19 protein-coding genes are annotated in these 18,898 nt (G+C 65.5%); 11 read left to right on the forward strand and 8 right to left on the reverse strand.

What is annotated here, in order from left to right; translation table 11 throughout:
* Positions 1-34: 34 nt before the first annotated feature.
* On the reverse strand, positions 35-952 hold the full coding sequence (locus G3O06_RS00610; protein WP_205814534.1) for a LysR substrate-binding domain-containing protein: 918 nt from the start codon (positions 950-952) through the stop codon (positions 35-37).
* A gap of 109 nt (positions 953-1,061) precedes the next feature.
* On the opposite strand from G3O06_RS00610, the gene G3O06_RS00615 reads away from it, so the two are divergent.
* From G3O06_RS00615 to G3O06_RS00625, 3 genes are all read left to right on the forward strand, one after another.
* Positions 1,062-1,661, forward strand: a complete 600-nt coding sequence (locus G3O06_RS00615) for an NAD(P)H-dependent oxidoreductase (protein ID WP_205814535.1) — start codon at positions 1,062-1,064, stop codon at positions 1,659-1,661.
* Between the two features lie 434 nt (positions 1,662-2,095).
* Positions 2,096-2,425, forward strand: coding sequence for a SymE family type I addiction module toxin (locus G3O06_RS00620; RefSeq protein WP_174914335.1), 330 nt, complete (start codon positions 2,096-2,098; stop codon positions 2,423-2,425).
* Positions 2,422-2,742: a helix-turn-helix transcriptional regulator gene (locus G3O06_RS00625; protein WP_174914337.1), complete on the forward strand. Its 321-nt coding sequence runs from the start codon at positions 2,422-2,424 to the stop codon at positions 2,740-2,742. The genes G3O06_RS00620 and G3O06_RS00625 overlap by 4 nt, the downstream gene beginning before the upstream one ends.
* A 170-nt stretch (positions 2,743-2,912) precedes the next feature.
* Here G3O06_RS00625 and G3O06_RS00630 read toward each other — a convergent pair whose 3' ends face one another.
* Both G3O06_RS00630 and leuA read right to left on the reverse strand, forming a co-directional pair.
* Positions 2,913-3,317 (reverse strand): peptide ABC transporter ATPase, encoded by a 405-nt coding sequence (locus tag G3O06_RS00630; protein ID WP_174914339.1) that lies wholly within the window; start codon positions 3,315-3,317, stop codon positions 2,913-2,915.
* A gap of 337 nt (positions 3,318-3,654) precedes the next feature.
* Positions 3,655-5,364, reverse strand: a complete 1,710-nt coding sequence (gene leuA / locus G3O06_RS00635; RefSeq protein ID WP_174997779.1) for a 2-isopropylmalate synthase — start codon at positions 5,362-5,364, stop codon at positions 3,655-3,657.
* Positions 5,365-6,311: 947 nt separating this feature from the next.
* Between leuA and G3O06_RS00640 the strand changes: the two genes are divergently transcribed.
* The 4 genes from G3O06_RS00640 (at position 6,312) to G3O06_RS00655 (ending at position 10,159) form a co-directional block, all read left to right on the forward strand.
* Entirely contained in the window at positions 6,312-6,701 is a 390-nt protein-coding gene (locus G3O06_RS00640) for a fucose-binding lectin II (RefSeq protein ID WP_011356523.1), read from the forward strand.
* Positions 6,702-6,834: 133 nt separating this feature from the next.
* Positions 6,835-7,668: a fucose-binding lectin II gene (locus G3O06_RS00645; RefSeq protein WP_174914341.1), complete on the forward strand. Its 834-nt coding sequence runs from the start codon at positions 6,835-6,837 to the stop codon at positions 7,666-7,668.
* 193 nt (positions 7,669-7,861) lie between these two features.
* Positions 7,862-8,596: a fucose-binding lectin II gene (locus G3O06_RS00650; RefSeq protein WP_174967967.1), complete on the forward strand. Its 735-nt coding sequence runs from the start codon at positions 7,862-7,864 to the stop codon at positions 8,594-8,596.
* A gap of 357 nt (positions 8,597-8,953) precedes the next feature.
* Positions 8,954-10,159 carry an NAD(P)/FAD-dependent oxidoreductase gene (locus tag G3O06_RS00655; RefSeq protein ID WP_205814536.1) on the forward strand — a complete coding sequence of 402 codons (1,206 nt, stop codon included), beginning with the start codon at positions 8,954-8,956 and terminating at the stop codon, positions 10,157-10,159.
* 93 nt (positions 10,160-10,252) lie between these two features.
* On the opposite strand, the gene G3O06_RS00660 is transcribed toward G3O06_RS00655, so the two are convergent.
* Positions 10,253-10,774 carry an Rrf2 family transcriptional regulator gene (locus G3O06_RS00660; protein WP_172209230.1) on the reverse strand — a complete coding sequence of 174 codons (522 nt, stop codon included), beginning with the start codon at positions 10,772-10,774 and terminating at the stop codon, positions 10,253-10,255.
* Positions 10,775-10,957: 183 nt separating this feature from the next.
* On the opposite strand from G3O06_RS00660, the gene G3O06_RS00665 reads away from it, so the two are divergent.
* A complete protein-coding gene (locus G3O06_RS00665) occupies positions 10,958-11,797 on the forward strand; it encodes an AraC family transcriptional regulator (RefSeq protein WP_205814537.1) in 840 nt (279 codons plus the stop codon).
* Between the two features lie 57 nt (positions 11,798-11,854).
* Here G3O06_RS00665 and G3O06_RS00670 read toward each other — a convergent pair whose 3' ends face one another.
* Entirely contained in the window at positions 11,855-13,219 is a 1,365-nt protein-coding gene (locus G3O06_RS00670; protein WP_205814538.1) for a M23 family metallopeptidase, read from the reverse strand.
* 342 nt (positions 13,220-13,561) lie between these two features.
* On the opposite strand from G3O06_RS00670, the gene G3O06_RS00675 reads away from it, so the two are divergent.
* Positions 13,562-14,431 (forward strand): mechanosensitive ion channel family protein, encoded by an 870-nt coding sequence (locus G3O06_RS00675; RefSeq protein WP_205814539.1) that lies wholly within the window; start codon positions 13,562-13,564, stop codon positions 14,429-14,431.
* Between the two features lie 68 nt (positions 14,432-14,499).
* Here G3O06_RS00675 and G3O06_RS00680 read toward each other — a convergent pair whose 3' ends face one another.
* The 3 genes from G3O06_RS00680 to G3O06_RS00690 form a co-directional block, all read right to left on the reverse strand.
* Positions 14,500-15,633, reverse strand: a complete 1,134-nt coding sequence (locus G3O06_RS00680) for a branched-chain amino acid ABC transporter substrate-binding protein (RefSeq protein ID WP_205814540.1) — start codon at positions 15,631-15,633, stop codon at positions 14,500-14,502.
* A gap of 76 nt (positions 15,634-15,709) precedes the next feature.
* Complete coding sequence (locus tag G3O06_RS00685; RefSeq protein WP_174967961.1) at positions 15,710-16,786, reverse strand: ornithine cyclodeaminase; 1,077 nt, start codon at positions 16,784-16,786, stop codon at positions 15,710-15,712.
* A gap of 58 nt (positions 16,787-16,844) precedes the next feature.
* A complete protein-coding gene (locus G3O06_RS00690; RefSeq protein WP_174914361.1) occupies positions 16,845-17,882 on the reverse strand; it encodes a histone deacetylase family protein in 1,038 nt (345 codons plus the stop codon).
* 115 nt (positions 17,883-17,997) lie between these two features.
* Between G3O06_RS00690 and G3O06_RS00695 the strand changes: the two genes are divergently transcribed.
* On the forward strand, positions 17,998-18,486 hold the full coding sequence (locus G3O06_RS00695) for an Lrp/AsnC family transcriptional regulator (RefSeq protein WP_174914363.1): 489 nt from the start codon (positions 17,998-18,000) through the stop codon (positions 18,484-18,486).
* A gap of 65 nt (positions 18,487-18,551) precedes the next feature.
* The gene (locus G3O06_RS00700; protein WP_205814541.1) at positions 18,552-18,839 is read left to right on the forward strand and encodes a hypothetical protein; all 288 of its coding nucleotides are present in this window, start codon (positions 18,552-18,554) and stop codon (positions 18,837-18,839) included.
* The last annotated feature ends 59 nt before the right edge of the window (positions 18,840-18,898 follow it).

The following is an 18,898-nucleotide window of genomic DNA, read 5'->3' on the forward strand; positions in this document are numbered from 1 at the left end:
CACGCGTCTGTCGAAAAACCGCGGCGGCGCTTCGTCACATCCGCGCCTCGACCACGGCCAGCCGGGCCGGGAGATGTTCCCGCAGCGCATCGACGGCGGCCCGGACTTTCAGCGGAAGATGAAGCGTGTACGGCCACACCGCCTGGATCGGAAAGATCACGCCCGGCCGATCGGGCAGCAGCTCCCGCAACGCGCCGCCGCGCAACGCGTCGCGCACCAGCCAGTACGGCAACCACGCGACGCCCAGATCCGCGACGGCCGCATCCATCAGTGCACTCAAATCGTCGGACAGCAAACGAACGGCGGGCTGCAATTCCACGCGCTGGCCATCGACGATGACGGGCCAGCGATGCACCTGGCCGAAACGCGTATAGGCCAGCGCCTTGTGCCGTTCGAGTTCTTCATAAGTCGCGGGTTCGCCGCAGCGGCTCAGGTACGCCGGTGATGCACAGAACGCCATCCGGTGCTCGCCCAGCGGACGCGCGACCAGGCCGCTGCTGTTCGGCAACGTGCCGACGCGCACCGCCAGATCGAAGCGCTCTTCGACCAGGTCGACGGAACGATCACTGAACGACAGGTCGAGATCGAGCTCGGGATGCGCCTTCGCCAGTTCGATCAGGATCGGCGCCACGCAAAGATGACCGAATAGCGTCGGCATCGACACGCGCAGGCGCCCCGTCATCTGCCATTTGCCGGTTTCCAGCAGCGCCTCGCCCGCCTGGATCTGCTCCATCGCGCGCAAACAATGGTCGTAGAACAACGCACCTTCGTCGGTCAGGCTCTGGCTGCGCGTCGTCCGCTGAAACAGCACGACGCCCAGCCGCTCCTCGAGGCGCGCGATGCTCTTGCCGACCGCGGACCGCGTGATGTGCAGCTTCTCCGCGGCCTGCGCGAAGCTGCTCGCTTCCGCCGCGGCGACGAAGACGTCGATGCCCTTCAGGTTGTTTCGCATGCGATTGGGGATAAATACGCTACACAGTGCGTCGATCTTATCGCTTTTGGCGATAAAAAGTGGATGCTACGATCGATTCCAGTCCTCACATTCACAACGGAGCACCCGCATGGCTCGGATCCTCGTCCTCAAATCCAGCATCAACGGCAGCCAGTCGCAAACCGGTGCGCTGATCGACACGTTCCTGGCCGAGCGTCAGGCCAACGGCCATGCCGACGACGTGATCGTGCGCAATCTCGTCGACGCCCACCTGCCGATGCTCGACAGCGAGCTGTTTCACGCGCTGCGCGGCGCGGCCAATCCAAGCGAGCGCGCGCAACGCGCGATCGTGCTGTCGGACGAACTGATTGACGAACTCAAAAGCAGCGACCTGCTGCTGATCGGCGCGCCGATGTACAACCTCAACGTGCCGACCCAGTTGAAGAACTGGTTCGACCTCGTCGCGCGCGCACGGGTGACGTTCCGGTACACGGAGACCTACCCGATGGGGCTCGTCGAAGGCATCAGCGCGATCGTGTTCAGTTCTCGCGGCGGTGTGCACGTCGGCCAGGAGACGGATGCGGTCACGCCGTACCTGCGTGCCGTGCTCGGCCTGATGGGTATCTCCGATGTGGAATTCGTCTATGCGGAAGGGCTCGACATGAAGCCGCACGGCTTCGAGGCTGGACTCGCGAACGCACGCCGGCAGATGGACGCGCTGCACGCATGAGTCGTGGCCGGCGTGGCGGAAAGCACGGCGGCGTTCCCGCGCAAGGTCGGGCGCTACCTGCACGGCGCGAATGACATCCTCGCGCAACGTGTGGCTGTCGGATCGAAGCATTCGACCGACACGCTTTCTGACATATCCCCAATGAAGTGATGATGCGTTCCGCCAGCGCAATCGCCGTGGAATCGTTGCGCAGCAAGCATGCAAGACATCGGTGGGGCCGTCGGTGCCGAAGAAGACACGCCCGACCGGCACCTGACAACGATCGATCTCGGCTAGAGTGGTTGCACGTTTTCGCGGGGAATATCAGGTTATTTCGTCATGCAAATCAAGTGACGGTACGCCGACCGAAATCCGCTGCGTAAACGAGCGCGGCCCGCTGGTGTTAGAGCACCTGCGGGCCGCTGACCACAACCCACTCATCATGGGAGTCAGTCATGGCTGACGCGAATCATAACGCACCGCTTCATTTCCACGATTGTTTCGTGTCCCCTCGAACGTCTTTTCAGACTCGCCGCATCGTTCCACACCTCAGGCTCACCGACATGGCGCCGCCGGTCCTCCATCTGTGGATGAAGCTGTCCGGCCGCTGGATCGAGGCAGCGGGTTTCGAACCCGAGCAGCGCTTGCAGATCGAGGTGACGCACAAGCGGCTGGTGATCACGCCGATCGAAGACGGGCACTGCGACGAATCCGGGAAGGACGTCGATCGCGCAACAGGACAGCCGCGGCGGAAGTTTTCGGTGATCACGGGAGATGCGCAATGAATCGATACGACTCGCGCCAACGCGGCGACACCTTGCCGGCTGACTTCGGCCTCGATGATGCGGGAGCCCTGTCGGCCAAGTCTGCGCTCGTACTGAAACTCAACGCGCTGATTGTCTCGCGCGGCCTGAGCGAAGACGAGGCTGCGGCGCTCACGGAGATGGCGCGGCCGGTCGTCACGCCCGAGCAACGCGAACGGCTCCGGAACGTTTCACTGGAACTGCTGATGCAGACGCTGGCGTCATTGGGCCAGCATGTGGAAATCGTGGTGCGGCCTGCGGGGCCGCCGCGTTCGGCAGGCATCACGGTGTCGGTCTGACTGCCGGCGGAATGAACGAAACCTAGCGTGTGTGGCGGCCTGGCCCGGCCGCCGCCGAATGCCCCCGTCACACGCGAGCGGAAGCAACGTGCCGGCGCTCCACGATCATCCTCGATACACCGACAACGTACTGATCACCGCGGGTTTCAACGACGCCCTGGAACTGACACTCAAGGCCGCGACAGCACCATCACGCGCCCCGACACGCGCTGCAGCTTCAGCCACCCCGTATCTGCGGTGAACTGAAGCTGATACAACGGAAAATCGAAGTCCGCGCGCTGCGCGGCGCTGATCACCGAATCGGCGATCCAGCGGATCAGTTCCTTGCCTTCGTCGGTCGTCTGGTTGCCGTTCTGGACGCCATAGAAATAGCGGTTCCCGGCGTTGACCTCGTTCTGAACCTGCATCCAGTGCCCCCGCAGGCCCCCGGGCGTCTTGAACAGGTCGGCCACCCGCTGCGTGGTCAGGCCGCGCGCCCACAGTGCGCCGTTCGCGGCGGGCCGCGCCAGGTTGTGGCGGTCGGCTTCCTGAGCCTGCCCCTTGATGTCGCCTTTAAGAGAGTCGGGTTTCGTCATGACGCTTTCCTCGCGATGAGCCCGGCAATGGGCCGGTTGAATGGAGAAGGACCACGGAGCGCGTAGCAGCCCGAACTACGGGCGGTTCACCCTCCCGACGTTCGTGGCCCCTACAAATGACATGCCGGCGACACGCGCCGGCATGACTTGCGAATGAGTCCGCACGATATCGACATCAAGCGGACGGCCCGCTCGGGCCGCATGAACGATACGCTCATTGTGGAAAATCGTCGCCTGTCAGCAATGTCAGGCCTCGATATCAGTGTCCGTCCCCAACATCACGACGTCCAATACACGACCGCGCCGACCACCACCGGCGCGGCCCCACGCTCCCCGCTTACGCGACGGCCTTCACCGCCGGCTGCGCGCCAAAAAACGTCGCCTGCGCCGCTTCATCCGCACGCGCATACGCGCGGTTGATACCGCTGATCACAGCGCGGATCGACGCGGTCGTCAGGTTCGCATCGATGCCGACGCCGAACGCGCTGCCGCGCACGCCCGTGCCGGCCAGTTCCGCGATCGCGATCGCCTTCGCATCGGCGCCTTGCGACAACGCGCGCTCCTCGTAGTGCTGGATTCGCAGCGGCGTACGCAACGCGTGCATCAGCGCGTCGAGCGGACCATTGCCTTCACCGCGCAACACGCGGCGCTCGCCGTGCACGTCGGCGGTCAGCACGATCGTCTCGCGGCCGTCGCGCTCGGTCAGCTCATGGCCGACATAACGCAGCGGTGCATCGCCTTCCACGTATTCCTGCTGGAACAGCGACCAGATCTGCGCGCTCGTCACTTCGAGCCCGCTGTCGTCGGTCAGGCGCTGCACGGCCGCGCTGAAGTCGACCTGCAGGCGGCGCGGCAGCGCGACGCCATAGCTCTGCTCGAGCAGGTACGCGATACCGCCCTTGCCCGACTGGCTGTTCACGCGAATGATCGAGTCGTACGTGCGGCCGACATCGCTCGGATCGATCGGCAGGTACGGCATTTCCCACACGGCATCGGGGCGCTGCACCGCGAAGCCCTTCTTGATCGCGTCCTGATGCGAGCCGGAGAACGCGGTGAACACCAGGTCGCCGACATACGGATGGCGCGGATGGATCGGCAACTGCGTGCATTCCTCGGCCGTGCGCGCGACTTCGTTGATCTGCGAGAAGTCGAGGCCCGGATCGACACCCTGCGAGTACAGGTTCAGCGCGAGCGTGACGAGATCGACGTTACCGGTGCGCTCGCCGTTGCCGAACAGGCAGCCCTCGATCCGGTCCGCACCGGCCATCACCGCGAGCTCGGCCGCCGCAACCGCGGTGCCGCGGTCGTTGTGCGGATGCACGGACACGATCAGCGCATCGCGGCGCGCGAGGTTGCGGTGCATCCATTCGATCTGGTCCGCGTAGAAGTTCGGCGTGCCGACTTCGACGGTGGCCGGCAGGTTCACGATCGCCTTGTGCTCCGGCGTCGGCTGCCACACGTCGAACACGGCGTCGCAGACTTCCTTCGCGAAATCGAGCTCGGTCGCCGTGAAGGTTTCCGGGCTGTATTGCAGCGTGAAATGCGTGTCGGTCGCGGCGTCGGCGAAGCGCTTGATCGTGCGCGCGGCGTTCACCGCGAGCGTCTTCACGCCGTCGCGGTCGAGGCCGAACACGATCTTGCGGAATTCCGGCGCGGTCGCGTTGTACAGGTGCACGATCGCGCGCTTCGCGCCGCGCACCGCGTCGAAGGTACGCTCGATCAGGTCGTCGCGCGCCTGCGTGAGCACCTCGATCGTCACGTCGTCGGGAATGTGGCCGCCTTCGATCAGCTCGCGCACGAAGTTGAAATCGGTCTCGGACGCCGACGGGAACGCGACCTCGATCTCCTTGAAGCCGATCGCGACCAGCATCTTGAACATCCGCATCTTGCGCGCCGCGTCCATCGGCTCGAACAGCGACTGGTTGCCGTCGCGCAGGTCAGTACTCATCCAGATCGGCGCCTGCGTGATCGTGCGCGTCGGCCACATGCGGTTCGGCAGGTTGACGGGCGTGAACGGCCGGTACTTCGTCGCGGGGTTCTTCAGCATCATGATGTTCGGTCCTCGGTCGGTTTGTCGGGAAACCGCCGCGCGCTGGCCATCAGTCGTGGTGGCAGGCTGCGCGCGCAGCGATGAAAACGGTAGAAAGCGGCACAACGGCAAAGCGGTACGGCAAGCGACAGCCTTGGCGGTTGAGCGACCGGGACGGAGCGGAACGATTCGGAAGAAGGACGAACTCAGGCGCCGGTCGACAACCGGGGCCAGGTCGGTGATGCGGGGGAAATCTGGCGCTTCAGGAAAGAAGCAGATGGAAAGCGCGCAGCCGCAGACCCAGCCCGGAGAAACGGGCTAGTAGTCGTAGCGAGAAGAGGGGCTGGGCGGCTTGCATGGCCGAAATCAAATCACAGGGGGATGGGGGCTGTCAACGGGCTGAGCGCAAATGGCGCCGAATTTGATCGCTCAGAATCAGTCCTGTCCGATAGGCGGCACGCAGCCCCGTCGATATGCTTCATGGGTGCGGTGCCGGTGGGGCCCCTGTTCACGTTCGGAGTGAGTTGGTCTACGTACTCCGCCGGTTGCCGCACGCCCTTCCTGTTGCGATCGGGTTTCGGTGTGGGCGTTCGGTGGTGGCCGGTGGGCGCGGCCACGACCGAGATGCTGATGTTGAAACCAACGCTGCCATATGCGAACGCCGAGCGTCCGCGCCGAAGCCCGATTGCCCCCGCCTCCCGGCCCGCTCTGCCTGCGCAACCGCGCATCATTCAGAAAAGCGACACGCACGTCGATATAATTTCCTGAATATATCGAAACACCCTCAATTAAACACACTTCATTAAATCAATTAACCTCAATTTTCGATTTACTGAACAATAGCCATTCCCCCGGCGAATATTTTCTTATTTATTTTTCGGCATGCTCGGTACGTCGCATTTCAAACGGCAAACGTTTGCGCGACACAGCTTGAAGCCTTACCCATCATTCCTCAGGAGGAAAGCATGGCCGATTCTCAAACGTCTTCCAATCGCGCCGGCGAGTTTTCGATTCCGCCGAATACCGAATTCCGCGCGATTTTCTTCGCGAATGCCGCCGAGCAGCAACACATCAAGCTGTTTATCGGCGACAGCAAGGAACCCGCCGCATATCACAAGCTGACGACGCGCGACGGCACGCGTGAAGCGACGCTGAATTCCGGCAACGGCAAGATCCGCTTCGAGGTGTCGGTAAATGGCAAGCCGTCGGCCACCGACGCGCGCCTCGCGCCGATCAACGGCAAGAAATCGGACGGCTCGCCGTACACGGTCAATTTCGGGATCGTCGTGTCGGAAGACGGCCACGACAGCGACTACAACGACGGCATCGTCGTGCTCCAGTGGCCGATCGGCTGACCTGAGGCACGCCTGACGCGCACCTGACGACTCACCACCGCCGGCCGCCTCCGGGCCGGCCGGCGGTTGCGCGCCGCATTCAGCGGCACCTCCCCCTTTTGCATCGAAACCCGCCCTACCAACGGAGACATCCATGCCACTCCTTTCGGCTTCGATCATCAGCGCACCCGTGGCGACATCGGAAACCTACGTCGACATCCCGGGCCTGTACATCGACATCGCCAAGGCAGAGATTCGAGACGGGAAACTGCAGGTCATCCTCAACGTGCCGACGCCGTACGCGACCGGCAACAACTTCCCCGGCATCTATTTCGCGATCGCGACCGACAAGGGCGTCGTCGCGGATGGTTGCTTCACCTATTCGTCGAAGGTGCCCGAAAGCACCGGTCGCATGCCGTTCACGCTCGTCGCGACGATCGACGCCGGCACCGGCGTCACGTTCGTGAAGGGCCAGTGGAAAAGCGTGCGCGGCAGCGCGATGCATATCGACTCGTACGCGAGCCTGTCCGCGATCGGTGACACGGCCGCGCAATCGTCGTCGCACGGCAGCGGAAGCGGCGAAACCGGAGCGGGCGGCAACCCGGGCGGCACGGGTAGCGGCACGATCGGCGGCGGCGGCGAGCGCGACGGTACGTTCAACCTGCCGCCGAACATCAAGTTCGGCGTCACTGCGCTCACCAACGCGGCGAACGACCAGACGATCGACATCTACATCGACGACAACCCGAAACCGGCCGCCACGTTCAAGGGCGCCGGCGTGCAGGACCAGAACCACGGCACCAAGGTGCTGGACTCCGGCAAGGGGCGCGTGCGCGTGATCGTGATGGCGAACGGCAAGCCGTCGCGGCTCGGCTCGCGGCAGGTCGATCTCTTCAAGAAGTCGTACTTCGGGATCGTCGGCTCGGAAGACGGCGCCGACGACGACTACAACGACGGCATCGTGTTCCTGAACTGGCCGCTGGGCTGAACACGATGACTCACGGCGCGGCAGAGTGCGCGCGCCGTTGTCGCACCTGCAATGGCGATGGGGCCAACCCCACGTTGCGGATCGATTCATTCGAGCAGTCCGTTGCAGTTCCACGCTGTACTCCGTGCGCGACAGCGGCGAAATCCATTCACCGGCCGCGCAACGCGAGACCTTTCATCGAGACGAGGACGACATGTCACAACCGTTTACCCATGACGATCTGTACGCCCTGCTGCAACTCGCCGGCAACGATGCAACCGCCGTACAGGCGAACGGCGACCAGGCGGTGCTCGACCGGATGCGCCAGTTCATGACCGCGCAGCTCGTGGAAAAGCTGCCGCAATACGATGTGTTCGTCGACATCGCGACCATCCCGTACAGCTTCGACGTCGGCAGCTGGCAAAACAAGGTGAAGGCCGATGCAGCCGGGCAGGTGGTCGCCTGCACGGTGACGTGGGCCGGCGCGCCCGGCGTGCTGCCCGGGGCCGCGGCGAAATTCGGCGTCGGTGCGGTGGTCAATTACTTCTCGAAGGCGACGCCGCAGCCCACGCAGCCGGATACCACGACGACCGGCGGCGGCGAACGCGACGGCATCTTCAACCTGCCGCCGAACATCGCGTTCGGCGTGACCGCGCTGGTCAATTCGTCGGCGCCGCAGACGATCGAGGTCTTCGTCGACGACAACGCAAAACCGGCCGCGACGTTCCAGGGCGCCGGCGCGCAGGACACGAACCTGAACACGCAGATCGTGAACTCCGGCAAGGGGAAGGTGCGCGTGGTCGTGACGGTGAACGGCAAGCCGTCGAAGATCGGCTCACGTCAGGTCGACATCTTCAAGAAGACCTACTTCGGTCTGGTCGGGTCGGAAGACGGGACGGACGGTGACTACAACGACGGTATCGCCATCCTGAACTGGCCGCTCGGCTAAGCCACGCAATCCTGGCCCCCATCGCCACGCCGCCCGGCGTGGCGATTTGCTTCGGCACGCCGGATCTGACGCTGCGAATGCGTCCCGCCTCCCTGACCAATCGGCCTGTCCTAATCGATTGCGCCAGGTCGCGGTACTGATGCGACCACGCATCGATCGCCTTTGCATCGAAGCGATTTCCCGTTCTCGACGCCACCTTTCGTCGGGTCGCTCCCTGATTGATCCACGCGCCATTCCGCACACAGGACTTGCGCTCCATAACTACGACTCATAGAATCGTAGTTATGGAGCGCATCGATGCGGCAAGCAACGTCGGTGTTCTACCGACCTCATGCATCAATCAACCGGAGTCAATCAGTGGCAAAGCGAATTCTTGTTATCGGGGCCGGCTTCGCCGGCATGTGGAGCGCGCTGAGCGCGGCGCGCGTGCTGGACGCGCACGGTCGAACCGACGTGGAAATCACCGTGGTGGCGCCGGATGCCCATCTGCACGTCCGTCCGCGCCTCTACGAAGAAGGCCCGGCAAACTTCCGGGCGCCGCTCGGCGAGATCTTCGACGCGGTGGGCGTGACGTTCGTCCAGGGTACGGTCGAACGCATCGACGTGGCGCGCCGGGCCGCCGACGTGCTGCGCACGGACGGTGAAGCGACGACGCTCGACTACGACCGCCTCGTGCTGGCGACCGGCAGCCGCCTGTTCCGCCCCGCGATTCCCGGCCTGGCCGAGCATACGTTCAGCGTCGATCAAACCGACGAAGCCGTCGAACTCGAAGCGCACATTCGCGATCTGGCGTTGCAGCCGGCCTCCACGGCCCGCGATACGGTCGTGGTGGCAGGCGGCGGATTCACGGGCATCGAGACGGCAGCGGAAATGCCGGCCCGCCTGCGCGCCGCGCTGGGCGAGCACGCGAACGTGCGGGTCGTGATCGTCGAGCGCAACGACGCAATCGGCCCCGACCTGGGCGCGGGCCCGCGCCCCGTCATCGAGGAGGCGCTGCGCACGCTCGGCGTGACGTGGAAGCTTGGATCCGGCGTCGCATCGGTCGACGCGGGCGGCATCACGACGGCGGACGGCGAGCGGATCGAGTCGAGCACGGTGATCTGGACGGCCGGCCTGCGGGCCAGCACGCTGACGGAACAGATTCCGGGCCGCCGCGACGTGACGGGGCGCCTGCACGTCGATCGCAACCTGGCGGTCGAAGGCGTGCCGGGTGTCTACGCGACGGGGGACGTCGCGTATGCGGCCACCGACGACGAAGGCAACCACACGATGATGTCATGCCAGCACGCGATGAACCTGGGCCGTTCGGCAGGGCACAACGTGGCAGCCGATCTGCTGGAGCTGGAACAGATCCCGTACAGCCAGCCGAAGTACGTGACGTGCCTGGATCTCGGCCCGTGGGGCGCGGTCTATACGGAAGGTTGGGATCGTGAAGTGAAGCTGACGGGTGCGGAGGCGAAGAAGCTCAAGCACCAGATCAATTCCGAATGGATCTATCCGCCGCGCGCGGATCGCGCGGAAGCGCTGGCGGCCGCGGATCCGCTGCGGATCGTCGTGGCCTGAGCAACGCGTTTGCCCGCACGATGCGCGGGGTGCAGTGGCTGCATCCCGCGTGTCGTCGTGCCGCGCCGCCGCGGCACGGCGGCACGGGGCGAATCAGCGCTCGCCGCCGCGGCTGGCCGCGCGGTCGGCAAACCAGCCGACCACCTTGGGGCCGTAGCCCGCAGGCGCTTTCGACCAGGCCTGCCCGGCGAGATCGGCGAGCGACTGCTTCCTGAGTTCCTCCCGCATCGCCCGTTCCGCCGCCTGCATCACCGCGTGAATCGAACAGGTGCCGCGCGTGGCCCACGCGGGCGGCTCGCCTTCGAACACCGCGCACTGGCCGCGCACTTCGCGGCAGTCGAACAACCGTTTGTCGCCGTCGATCGCTTCGACGACATCCTGCACGGAGATGTCCCGCGCGGGCCTCGCCAACGCGAAGCCGCCGCGAATGCCTTCGCTGGACACGACGATCCCGGCCTTCGCGAGACGCGTGAAAAGCTTGGCCGCGTAATCGACGGAGACGCCCTGCATCTCGGCCAGGTCGCGCACGCTCGCATCGCGAACGCCCGTGGAAGTGTCGGCGAGATAGAGCAGGCAATGCAGGCCATACTCGACGCCGGTGCTGATGAACGACATGCTATTGCGACTCGTGGTATCGGAGTTGGGAGCGTAGCGCAGTGCGGCGACAATGTCACCCGCCGCGCCATCCGTCCCGTTTTCGGCAGCGGTGATTGCTTGCATTCGCCAGCCCTGCAAGAACGATCAAATGCCCCCACCGCCGATACCATATAGTCCGCTCGACACCCTCAATGGCACGCCATGAATCCGATTGGACAAGCACTCTGGTTTATCGAAACCAAACTGGACCGCGAACTGACGCTCGACAGGATTTCCGCCAATTGCGACATGACGCGCTTCGGCTTCTCGCGCCTGTTCTCGATGAATACCGGCTGGCCGGTGATGCGCTATGTCCGGTCGAGGCGGCTGACGCGTGCGGCACGCACGTTGGCGGAAGGCGCGCCGGACATCCTGCAGGTGGCGCTCGATGCCGGCTATGGCTCCCATGAGGCGTTCACGCGCGCCTTCCGCGATCTCTTCGGCATCACGCCCGAGGACGTGCGGGCACGGCGCACTCTCGACGGATTGTCTCTTGTGGAGCCGCTACGCATGAAAGAACTGAAACTCATCGACGTTGCACCATCACGCTTCGAAACCGCCGGAAAGCGGCTGATCGCCGGCATGAGCGACCGGTACACCTTCGAAACCAACGAAGGCATTCCGGCGCTGTGGCAAGCGTTCATCCCATACATCGGTACCATTCCCGGCCAGGTCGACGACGTGACCTACGGCGTGTGCTGCAACCCGGATGCGGATGGCAGCTTCGAATACATCGCGGGTGTAGAAGTCACCGGCCGCGACCGGTTGCCCGCGCCCTTTCGATGCGTCGAACTCGCACCGCAGCGATATGCGGTCTTCGAACATAGCGGGCATATTTCCACGCTGCACCAGACGTTCTACAGCATCTGGAACGGCTGGCTGCCGACGTCGGGGTTCAAGGCGGCCGACGCGCCCGAATTCGAGCGCTACAGCGCGGACTACGATCCGGTGACGGGCGCCGGCGTGCTTGAAATCTGGTTACCGGTCGAACCCGCTGTGTAAGCGGTTTGCCCCGATCGGCCGCGACATGGCTCGTCGCGACCGGCACCTCGCCAATCGTCACCCGGCCCGCGATCCAGCGGGCTTTGACATCGCAACCGGCTGCGACCACTCAACCGACACCAGGCGCGTGCGCGCATCGAGCGCCACGCGGTTGAACGCCACGCGCCGCTCACCTTGCAGCTTCGCCGCCTTGCCCGCTTGTACCAACGCAATCGGGTCGACGAGACGGTCATGCCGCCGGACCTCGAAGTGCAGATGCGGCCCCGTGGCCGTGCCCGTGCTGCCGACCGCGCCGACCCGCTGGCCGCGCGCGACCCGCGTGCCGGTTCGCAGCGCCGGCTCGAATGCCGACAGGTGCGCGTAGTACGACGCATAGCCGCCGTCATGGCGGATCACCACGTACTTGCCGTAGCCGCGCGGCTCGGTGCCGATGAACGTCACGACGCCGCGCTCCGACGCATGAACCGCGCGCCCGGCCGGCGCCGCGAGATCGACGCCGGAATGCACATGACGGGCGCCGGTCACCGGATGCACGCGCGCACCGAAATGCGAGCTGATCCGGTTTGCGCTGACCGGCATCGCAAACTGCGAACCGACGAGCGGCACGCCGTCGAGGTCGTAATAGGCGCCGGGCGAACCGGCATCGGGCGCAAACCACACGCCCGCGACCTGCTGGCCGCGAAAGCGGAGCTCGAGCGCCGTCACGCGCACGCCACCAGGCAGTGTCGCGGTGCCGTCGGGTTCGTATGCAACGCGGAAGGTGTCGCCGAGCGCTCCGTGCTGTTTCAGGTCGACGCGCCCGGCGAGCATGCGGGTGATCTGCGCGGCAACGTCGGCCGGCAGATCGGCGCGCGCCAGCGACGCGTGCAGGCTGCCGACGATCGCACCGGCCCGCGCGCCATGCTCGGCTTCCGCAAGTACGAACGGCTCGGCGGCGGCAAGATCGACCGGACGCCGTTCGAACGCGGCCTGCTCGCCCATCGCGGGCAACGCCGACGCAAGACCGTAATCGAACCTCGACGCGTACGCGCGTTCTACCGCACCGCGCGCCGCGTCGCACAGCACGCGGTAAGCCACGCAGGCACCGAAACGCGCAACGGGGTCGTCGCGTTCGCCGGCCGTCGGCACGGACAACGCATGCGACGCATAGGCAACGTCGAGCGGCGCGGCCGTCGATGCGTGCAAGCCGCCCCACATCGTGCGCGCGGCATTGAAAAAAGGCACGTCGACAAGGTCGGCCGTCACGGGCGAAAGCGGCGCGGCGTCGTGAGACGCGTGTGCCACCGCACCCGGTGCGCCGGCCACACAGGCCGCCGCGACGACACCGCTCAGCAACGCGCGGCGCATCGGGAAACCGCAAACGCCGCGTTGTGCGGGTTGACCTTGTTCGCGTGCGAGACGGAAACGCAGGTCTAACCGCATGACGTCGTCACTCGCTGTCTGTCAGTGAAAAAACGGAAAAGAGCCGGGTATCGCGGAGGAACGATCGTCGCAACCCGGCAACGTGAATACGAGTGTATCGGCGAGATCAAGGCGGCTGAATAGGACTCGTCTCATTTGATCGAAAAGCCGCTTCGTACTAAGTCGAAATCGCGATTTCACGGCCTGGCGGCACGGCTGTGCGGCATTCGATCCCACCCGTTCGCGCGAACCATCGTGCGCCGTGTACGGTCGAACGCTGCCCGCGTGTGAGCGCAAGCCTGCCGCGACCAGCGGCCGGCACGCTACACGTCGCGCCCTGTTTCTTCAACCCGGAATCCCGTCATGTTTCTCGATCAACTACATCCGGAACGCTGGACGTTCCTGTGGAGCGCGCTGTCCACCCTCTCCCTCAAGCTGTGCGCCGGCCTGGCACTGCTCGTCGCCGGCTGGTGGCTGTCGAAACGCATCGGCAACTGGCTGAACCGCCTGCTCTCGAACAAGGAGCGCGTCGACGACACGCTGCGGCCGATCCTCTGCGACGTCGCCGTGTGGGGTGTGCGCATCGTCGCTATCGTCGGCGCGCTGTCGCAGCTCGGCATCGAAACTGCGAGCATCGTCGCGGTGCTTGGCGCGGCCGGCCTCGCGATCGGCCTCGCGCTGCAAGGCACGATGCAGAACATCGCGGCCGGCATCATGCTTCTGCTGCTGCGGCCGTTCAAGGTCGGCGACTATATCGACGGCGGCTCGGGTGTCGCGGGCACCGTCGACGAGGTCGGGCTCTTCATGACGCGACTGACGAAGCCGGACGGCATCTGCGAATACGTGCCGAACAGTGCACTGTGGGGCAGCTCGATCCGCAACTACACGCGCAACCCGACGCGCCGTCTCGATCTCGAAGTGGAAGTGTCGGTGCATGACGATATCGATCGCGCGCTCGACGCGCTGCGCGCGCTGGCCGCGGCAGATCCCGACGTGCTGCAGGATCCCGCGCCGGACGTGATGGTGATGCGCTTCGACGACAGCACGGTCGTCGCGAACATGCGCGTGTGGACGCATACCGACAAATTCTGGGCGATGCGCTGGCGCCTCGCGCGCCAGGTCCGCAAGACGCTCGCCGACGCGAGCTGCACGCTGCCGATCCGCACCCGCGAGCTGCACATCGTGCACGACGCGGAGCGTCGCGCCGACCGCGCACAAACGCGCGCGCTGTAAACGGCGAAGGCCGCGAAGCCCATCCCGCTTCGCGGCCCCTGCGACGTCAGCGCGACGTCACCGACACATCACATCTTCACGATATCGAGCAGCGCCTTCTTGCCGCTCTTGTACGTGAATACCGAGATCGCGCCGTGCTTCAGGTCGCCCTGCGGCGTGAAGCTGGTTTCGCCGATCACACCGCGGTAGTCGGTGGCCGGCATCGCGGCGAGCACCTTCGCCGGGTCGGTCGAGTTCGCGCGCTTCATCGCGTCGACGATGATATTGACGGCGTCGTACGAGAACGGCGCATACACCTGCATCGGCTGGTGGTAACGCGCTTCGTAGCGTTTCGCGAACGCCGCGCCGCCCGGCATCTTCTCGAGCGCGATGCCCGCTTCGGAGCACACGACGTTGTCGGACGCCGGGCCCGCGAGCTTCGGCAGGTCGGTCGAGCACACGCCGTCGCCGGCGAGGATCTTCGCGCGCATGCCGAGCTGGCGCGCCTGCTTGGCGAGCGGGCCGCCCGTTGCATCCATGCCGCCGTACATGATCGCGTCCGGATTCGCGCCCTTGATCTTCGTGAGGATCGCGCGGAAGTCGATCGCCTTGTCGTTGGTCGCGTCGCGCGACACGACCTTCATCCCGGCCGCCTTCGCGGCCTTCTCGAACTCGGTCGCGAGGCCCTGCCCGTACGCGGTCGAATCGTCGACCACGGCCACCGTCTTGATGCCCATGTTCTTCGCCGCATACATCGCGAGCGCCGGCCCCTGCTGCGCATCGGTCGCGACGACGCGATAGGTCGTCTTGAAGCCCTGCTGCGTGTAGGTCGGGTTGGTCGCGGCCTGCGAGATCTGCACGACGCCGCCGTCGCGATAGACGCGCGATGCCGGAATCGACGTGCCCGAGTTGTGATGGCCGACGACACCGACGACCTTGTCGTCGACGAGCCGTTGCGCGACCTGCGTCGCGGTGCGCGGATCGCCCGCGTCGTCCTGTGCGTCGAGCTGCAGCGTGACCTTCTTGCCGCCGATCGTCAGGCCCTTCGCATTGATTTCCTCGACCGCGAGGCGCGCGCCGTTCTCGCTGTCCTTGCCGAGGTGCGCGATCGCGCCCGTCAGCGGTGCAACGTGGCCGATGCGCACGATTTCGTCTGCGTGTGCGGGCAGCGCGCACGTGAGCGCCGCCGCAGCAGCCAGTGCCGTCATGGGATATCGAAGCATGTCTGTCTCCTGGTCAGTCTTGTGGGTCCCGTTCAATGCGGGACGTGTTGTGGTTCGGATGACGAAGCGTGGGCGATCAATGATGCAGCGCTTCCTGCACCGCGCGCCCCATCCCGGCCGGCAGCACGCCGGTCTCGCCGCGCGTCGCGACGCCGTACAGGTCCTTCGGATCGCGCGGCGCGGGAATCAGGTCGAGCTCGATGCCGATGTCACGCTCGCGTGCCGCCGCGTTCAGGTAGCGCAGCGCCGAGAAATCCTCGAGCGCGAAGCCGACCGAATCGAACACCGTCACTTGCGCATCCGATTCGCGGCCCGGCTCGGCGCCCGACACGATCCGCGCGAACTCGATCACCGGGAAATCACCCGGCATCTGCTGGATGTCGCCTTCGATGCGCGTCTGCGGCTCGTATTCGACGACGACGCGCGCGCGCCGCAGCACGTCCGCATGCAGCTCGGTCTTGCCCGGGCAATCGCCGCCGACGGCATTCACGTGCATCCCGTCCTCGATCATGTCCGGCGTCAGGATCGTCGCGTTGGTCTTGTCGGCGGTGACCGTCGTCACGATGTCCGCGCCGCGCACGGCGTCCGCCGCCGACGCGCAGCGGATCACGCGCAGCGCCGTGAACGGCGCGAGGTTGCGGATCAGCTTGTCGGTCGCGGCCGGATCGATGTCGAACACGCGCAGCTCGTCGATGCCGAGCATCTCGTGGAACGCGATCGCCTGGAACTCGCTCTGCGCACCGTTGCCGATCAGCGCCATCGAACGCGCATCGGCGCGCGCGAGAAAGCGTGCGACCAGCGCGGAGGTCGCGGCGGTGCGGATCGCCGTCGTCAGCGTCATCTCGCTCAGCAGCAGCGGATAGCCGGTATCGACGTCGGCCAGCACGCCGAACGCCATCACCGTCAGCAGATCGGCCTTGGTGTTCTTCGGATGGCCGTTCACGTACTTGAACGCGTACAGCCGCGCGTCCGACGTCGGCATCAGCTCGATCACGCCATCGGTCGAATGGCTGGCGAGGCGTGCGGTCTTCTCGAACGTCTCCCAGCGCCGGTAGTCCTGCTCGATATACGAGGCCATCGTCGTCAGGATCTGCGTCATCCCGACTTCGGCCACGAGCGTCGACACGCTCGTCACATCCAGGTATCGCGTCATGCCCTTGCTCCACGGTTGCGGCGGCGCGAAGGCCGCCGTTGAAACGGTCGGCGCCGCGTTACGCGCGCCCTTCGAATCCCAGCAGCACGTTGACCGCATTGATGCCGATCTCGTCGACCATGTAGCCGCCTTCCATCACGAACAGCGTCGGCACGTTCAGGCGCGCGAGCGCCGCGCCGATGCGCAGGTAGTCGGGCGAGCGCAGCCGGAAATGGCTGATCGGGTCGTGCTCGAAGGTGTCGACGCCGAGCGACACGACGAGCGCGTCGGGCGTATGCGCGGCGATCGCGGCGACCGCCTGGTCGAGCGCGGCGGCATAGGTGTCCCACAGCGTGCCCTTCGGCAGCGGCAGGTTCAGGTTGAAGCCTTCGCCCGCGCCGATGCCGCGCTCTTCCGCATAGCCGGAGAAGTACGGGTACGACACCGGCGGCTCGCCGTGGATCGACGCGAACAGCACGTCCGCGCGGTCGTAGAAGATGTCCTGCGTGCCGTTGCCGTGATGGAAATCGACATCGAGCACCGCGACGCGCGCGGCGCCCTGTGCGACGCAGTGCTGCGCGGCGATCGCCGCGTTGTTCAGGTAGCAATAGCCGCCCATGTACTCGCGGCCCGCGTGGTGGCCGGGCGGGCGGCACAGCGCGAACGCCGCGCGCGCCGCGCCGCTCGACAGCAGATCGGCGCCGGTGAGCGCCGAGTTCGCGCTCGCGCTCACGGCATCCCATGTGCCGGCGTTGATCGGCGCGCCGGCGTCCATCGCGTAGAAGCCGAGCTTGCCGTCGATGAACGCGGGCGGCGTCGCAGCGGCCGGCATCGCGCGCACCGGCCACACGAGCGGCAGCGCCTGGCAGGTGCGGCCTGTCGCGGTCCACTCGTCCCACGCACCGGCGAGGAAATCGACGTAGCGCGTGCTGTGCGCGGCCGCGTAGCTGGCACGGTCGAACGGCTTCGGCGCGATGACGTCGCCGAGGCCGGCGGCGCGCACCTGCGCGAGCACCGTTTCGGCGCGAAGGGGGTTTTCGAACGAATCGGTGATCGCGCCGTCCTTCAATTCGACGCCGCGATGCAGTTGGTGATCGCTGCTGTAGACCGTGAGCATGGTTGACTGTTGCGGTGAGGGTGGCAACAGTTTATTGACGGCAAGAGGCAATAGCTTTGCTTTCGACGCGCGCCTTTCGTACAATTTTGAGAAAACCGTCTACGGAATTCCGGAAATGAGCAAAAATCGCGCTTCGGCCGAACTGGATGGCGTCGACCGCGCCATGCTGCGCCTGCTGCAGGACGACGGCGCGCTGTCGAACGCGACGCTCGGCGAGAAGCTGTCGCTGAGCGTCACGCCCTGCTGGCGGCGCCGCAAGCGGCTCGAAGACGAAGGCGTGATCACCGGCTACCAGGCAAACCTCGACCGGCGCGCGCTCGGCATGAACGTGTTCGCGTTCGTGCAGGTGACGTTCAACATGCATTCCGACCAGGATTCCGATCACTTCGAGGACGTGATCCGGCAACACGACGAAGTGACGTCCTGCCACAAGATCACCGGTGCGGCCGACTACATCCTGCAGGTCGTCGCGGCCGATCTCGATGCGTATGCGGAATTCGTCGAGCGCGTACTGCGCAAGCAGGCCGGGGTGTCGTCGATCCAGTCGAGCCTCGCGTTGCGCGAAGTGAAGTTCTCGTCGCGCGTACCGGTGCCGGGCGACTGAACGATGCGGCGCACGTGCAGGCCGTCTCCCGATTCTCCGACACTCATCCCATGGAGCACTACTTTATGAAGCGTTTCCTCCCTTCCGTGTCGCTGGCCACCACGCTGGCCTGCGTGTTTGCACTGAGCGCCTGTGCCGCGCCATCCACGCCGCCGGCTCAATCGCCGGCGCCCGCCACACCGCCGATGGTCGGCGGCGATCGCGATGCGCACGGCTGCATCGGCTCGGCCGGCTATTCGTGGTGCGAACAAACGCAGCAATGCGAGCGCCCATGGGAACTCGCGAAGCAGAAGGGTTTCGCAAATTCGGCGCTGGCGTACGAGCAGTTCTGCCGGAACAATGTCGCGAAGTGACGCAACGTGACATGACCTGATCGGGACGCGGTGCAACGCCGCGTCCGACACCCCCGATC

Origin of the sequence: Burkholderia sp. Ac-20345, assembly GCF_017104825.1 — a bacterium.
Taxonomy (GTDB): Bacteria; Pseudomonadota; Gammaproteobacteria; order Burkholderiales; family Burkholderiaceae; genus Burkholderia; species Burkholderia lata_B.

Coding starts and splice junctions, on each gene's coding strand:
- G3O06_RS00610 (WP_205814534.1), bottom strand. CDS start 952: ATGCGAAACAACCTGAAGGGCATCGACGTCTTCGTCGCCGCGGCGGAA.
- G3O06_RS00615 (WP_205814535.1), top strand. CDS start 1,062: ATGGCTCGGATCCTCGTCCTCAAATCCAGCATCAACGGCAGCCAGTCG.
- G3O06_RS00620 (WP_174914335.1), top strand. CDS start 2,096: ATGGCTGACGCGAATCATAACGCACCGCTTCATTTCCACGATTGTTTC.
- G3O06_RS00625 (WP_174914337.1), top strand. CDS start 2,422: ATGAATCGATACGACTCGCGCCAACGCGGCGACACCTTGCCGGCTGAC.
- G3O06_RS00630 (WP_174914339.1), bottom strand. CDS start 3,317: ATGACGAAACCCGACTCTCTTAAAGGCGACATCAAGGGGCAGGCTCAG.
- leuA (WP_174997779.1), bottom strand. CDS start 5,364: ATGCTGAAGAACCCCGCGACGAAGTACCGGCCGTTCACGCCCGTCAAC.
- G3O06_RS00640 (WP_011356523.1), top strand. CDS start 6,312: ATGGCCGATTCTCAAACGTCTTCCAATCGCGCCGGCGAGTTTTCGATT.
- G3O06_RS00645 (WP_174914341.1), top strand. CDS start 6,835: ATGCCACTCCTTTCGGCTTCGATCATCAGCGCACCCGTGGCGACATCG.
- G3O06_RS00650 (WP_174967967.1), top strand. CDS start 7,862: ATGTCACAACCGTTTACCCATGACGATCTGTACGCCCTGCTGCAACTC.
- G3O06_RS00660 (WP_172209230.1), bottom strand. CDS start 10,774: ATGTCGTTCATCAGCACCGGCGTCGAGTATGGCCTGCATTGCCTGCTC.
- G3O06_RS00665 (WP_205814537.1), top strand. CDS start 10,958: ATGAATCCGATTGGACAAGCACTCTGGTTTATCGAAACCAAACTGGAC.
- G3O06_RS00670 (WP_205814538.1), bottom strand. CDS start 13,219: ATGCGGTTAGACCTGCGTTTCCGTCTCGCACGCGAACAAGGTCAACCC.
- G3O06_RS00675 (WP_205814539.1), top strand. CDS start 13,562: ATGTTTCTCGATCAACTACATCCGGAACGCTGGACGTTCCTGTGGAGC.
- G3O06_RS00680 (WP_205814540.1), bottom strand. CDS start 15,633: ATGCTTCGATATCCCATGACGGCACTGGCTGCTGCGGCGGCGCTCACG.
- G3O06_RS00685 (WP_174967961.1), bottom strand. CDS start 16,786: ATGACGCGATACCTGGATGTGACGAGCGTGTCGACGCTCGTGGCCGAA.
- G3O06_RS00690 (WP_174914361.1), bottom strand. CDS start 17,882: ATGCTCACGGTCTACAGCAGCGATCACCAACTGCATCGCGGCGTCGAA.
- G3O06_RS00695 (WP_174914363.1), top strand. CDS start 17,998: ATGAGCAAAAATCGCGCTTCGGCCGAACTGGATGGCGTCGACCGCGCC.
- G3O06_RS00700 (WP_205814541.1), top strand. CDS start 18,552: ATGAAGCGTTTCCTCCCTTCCGTGTCGCTGGCCACCACGCTGGCCTGC.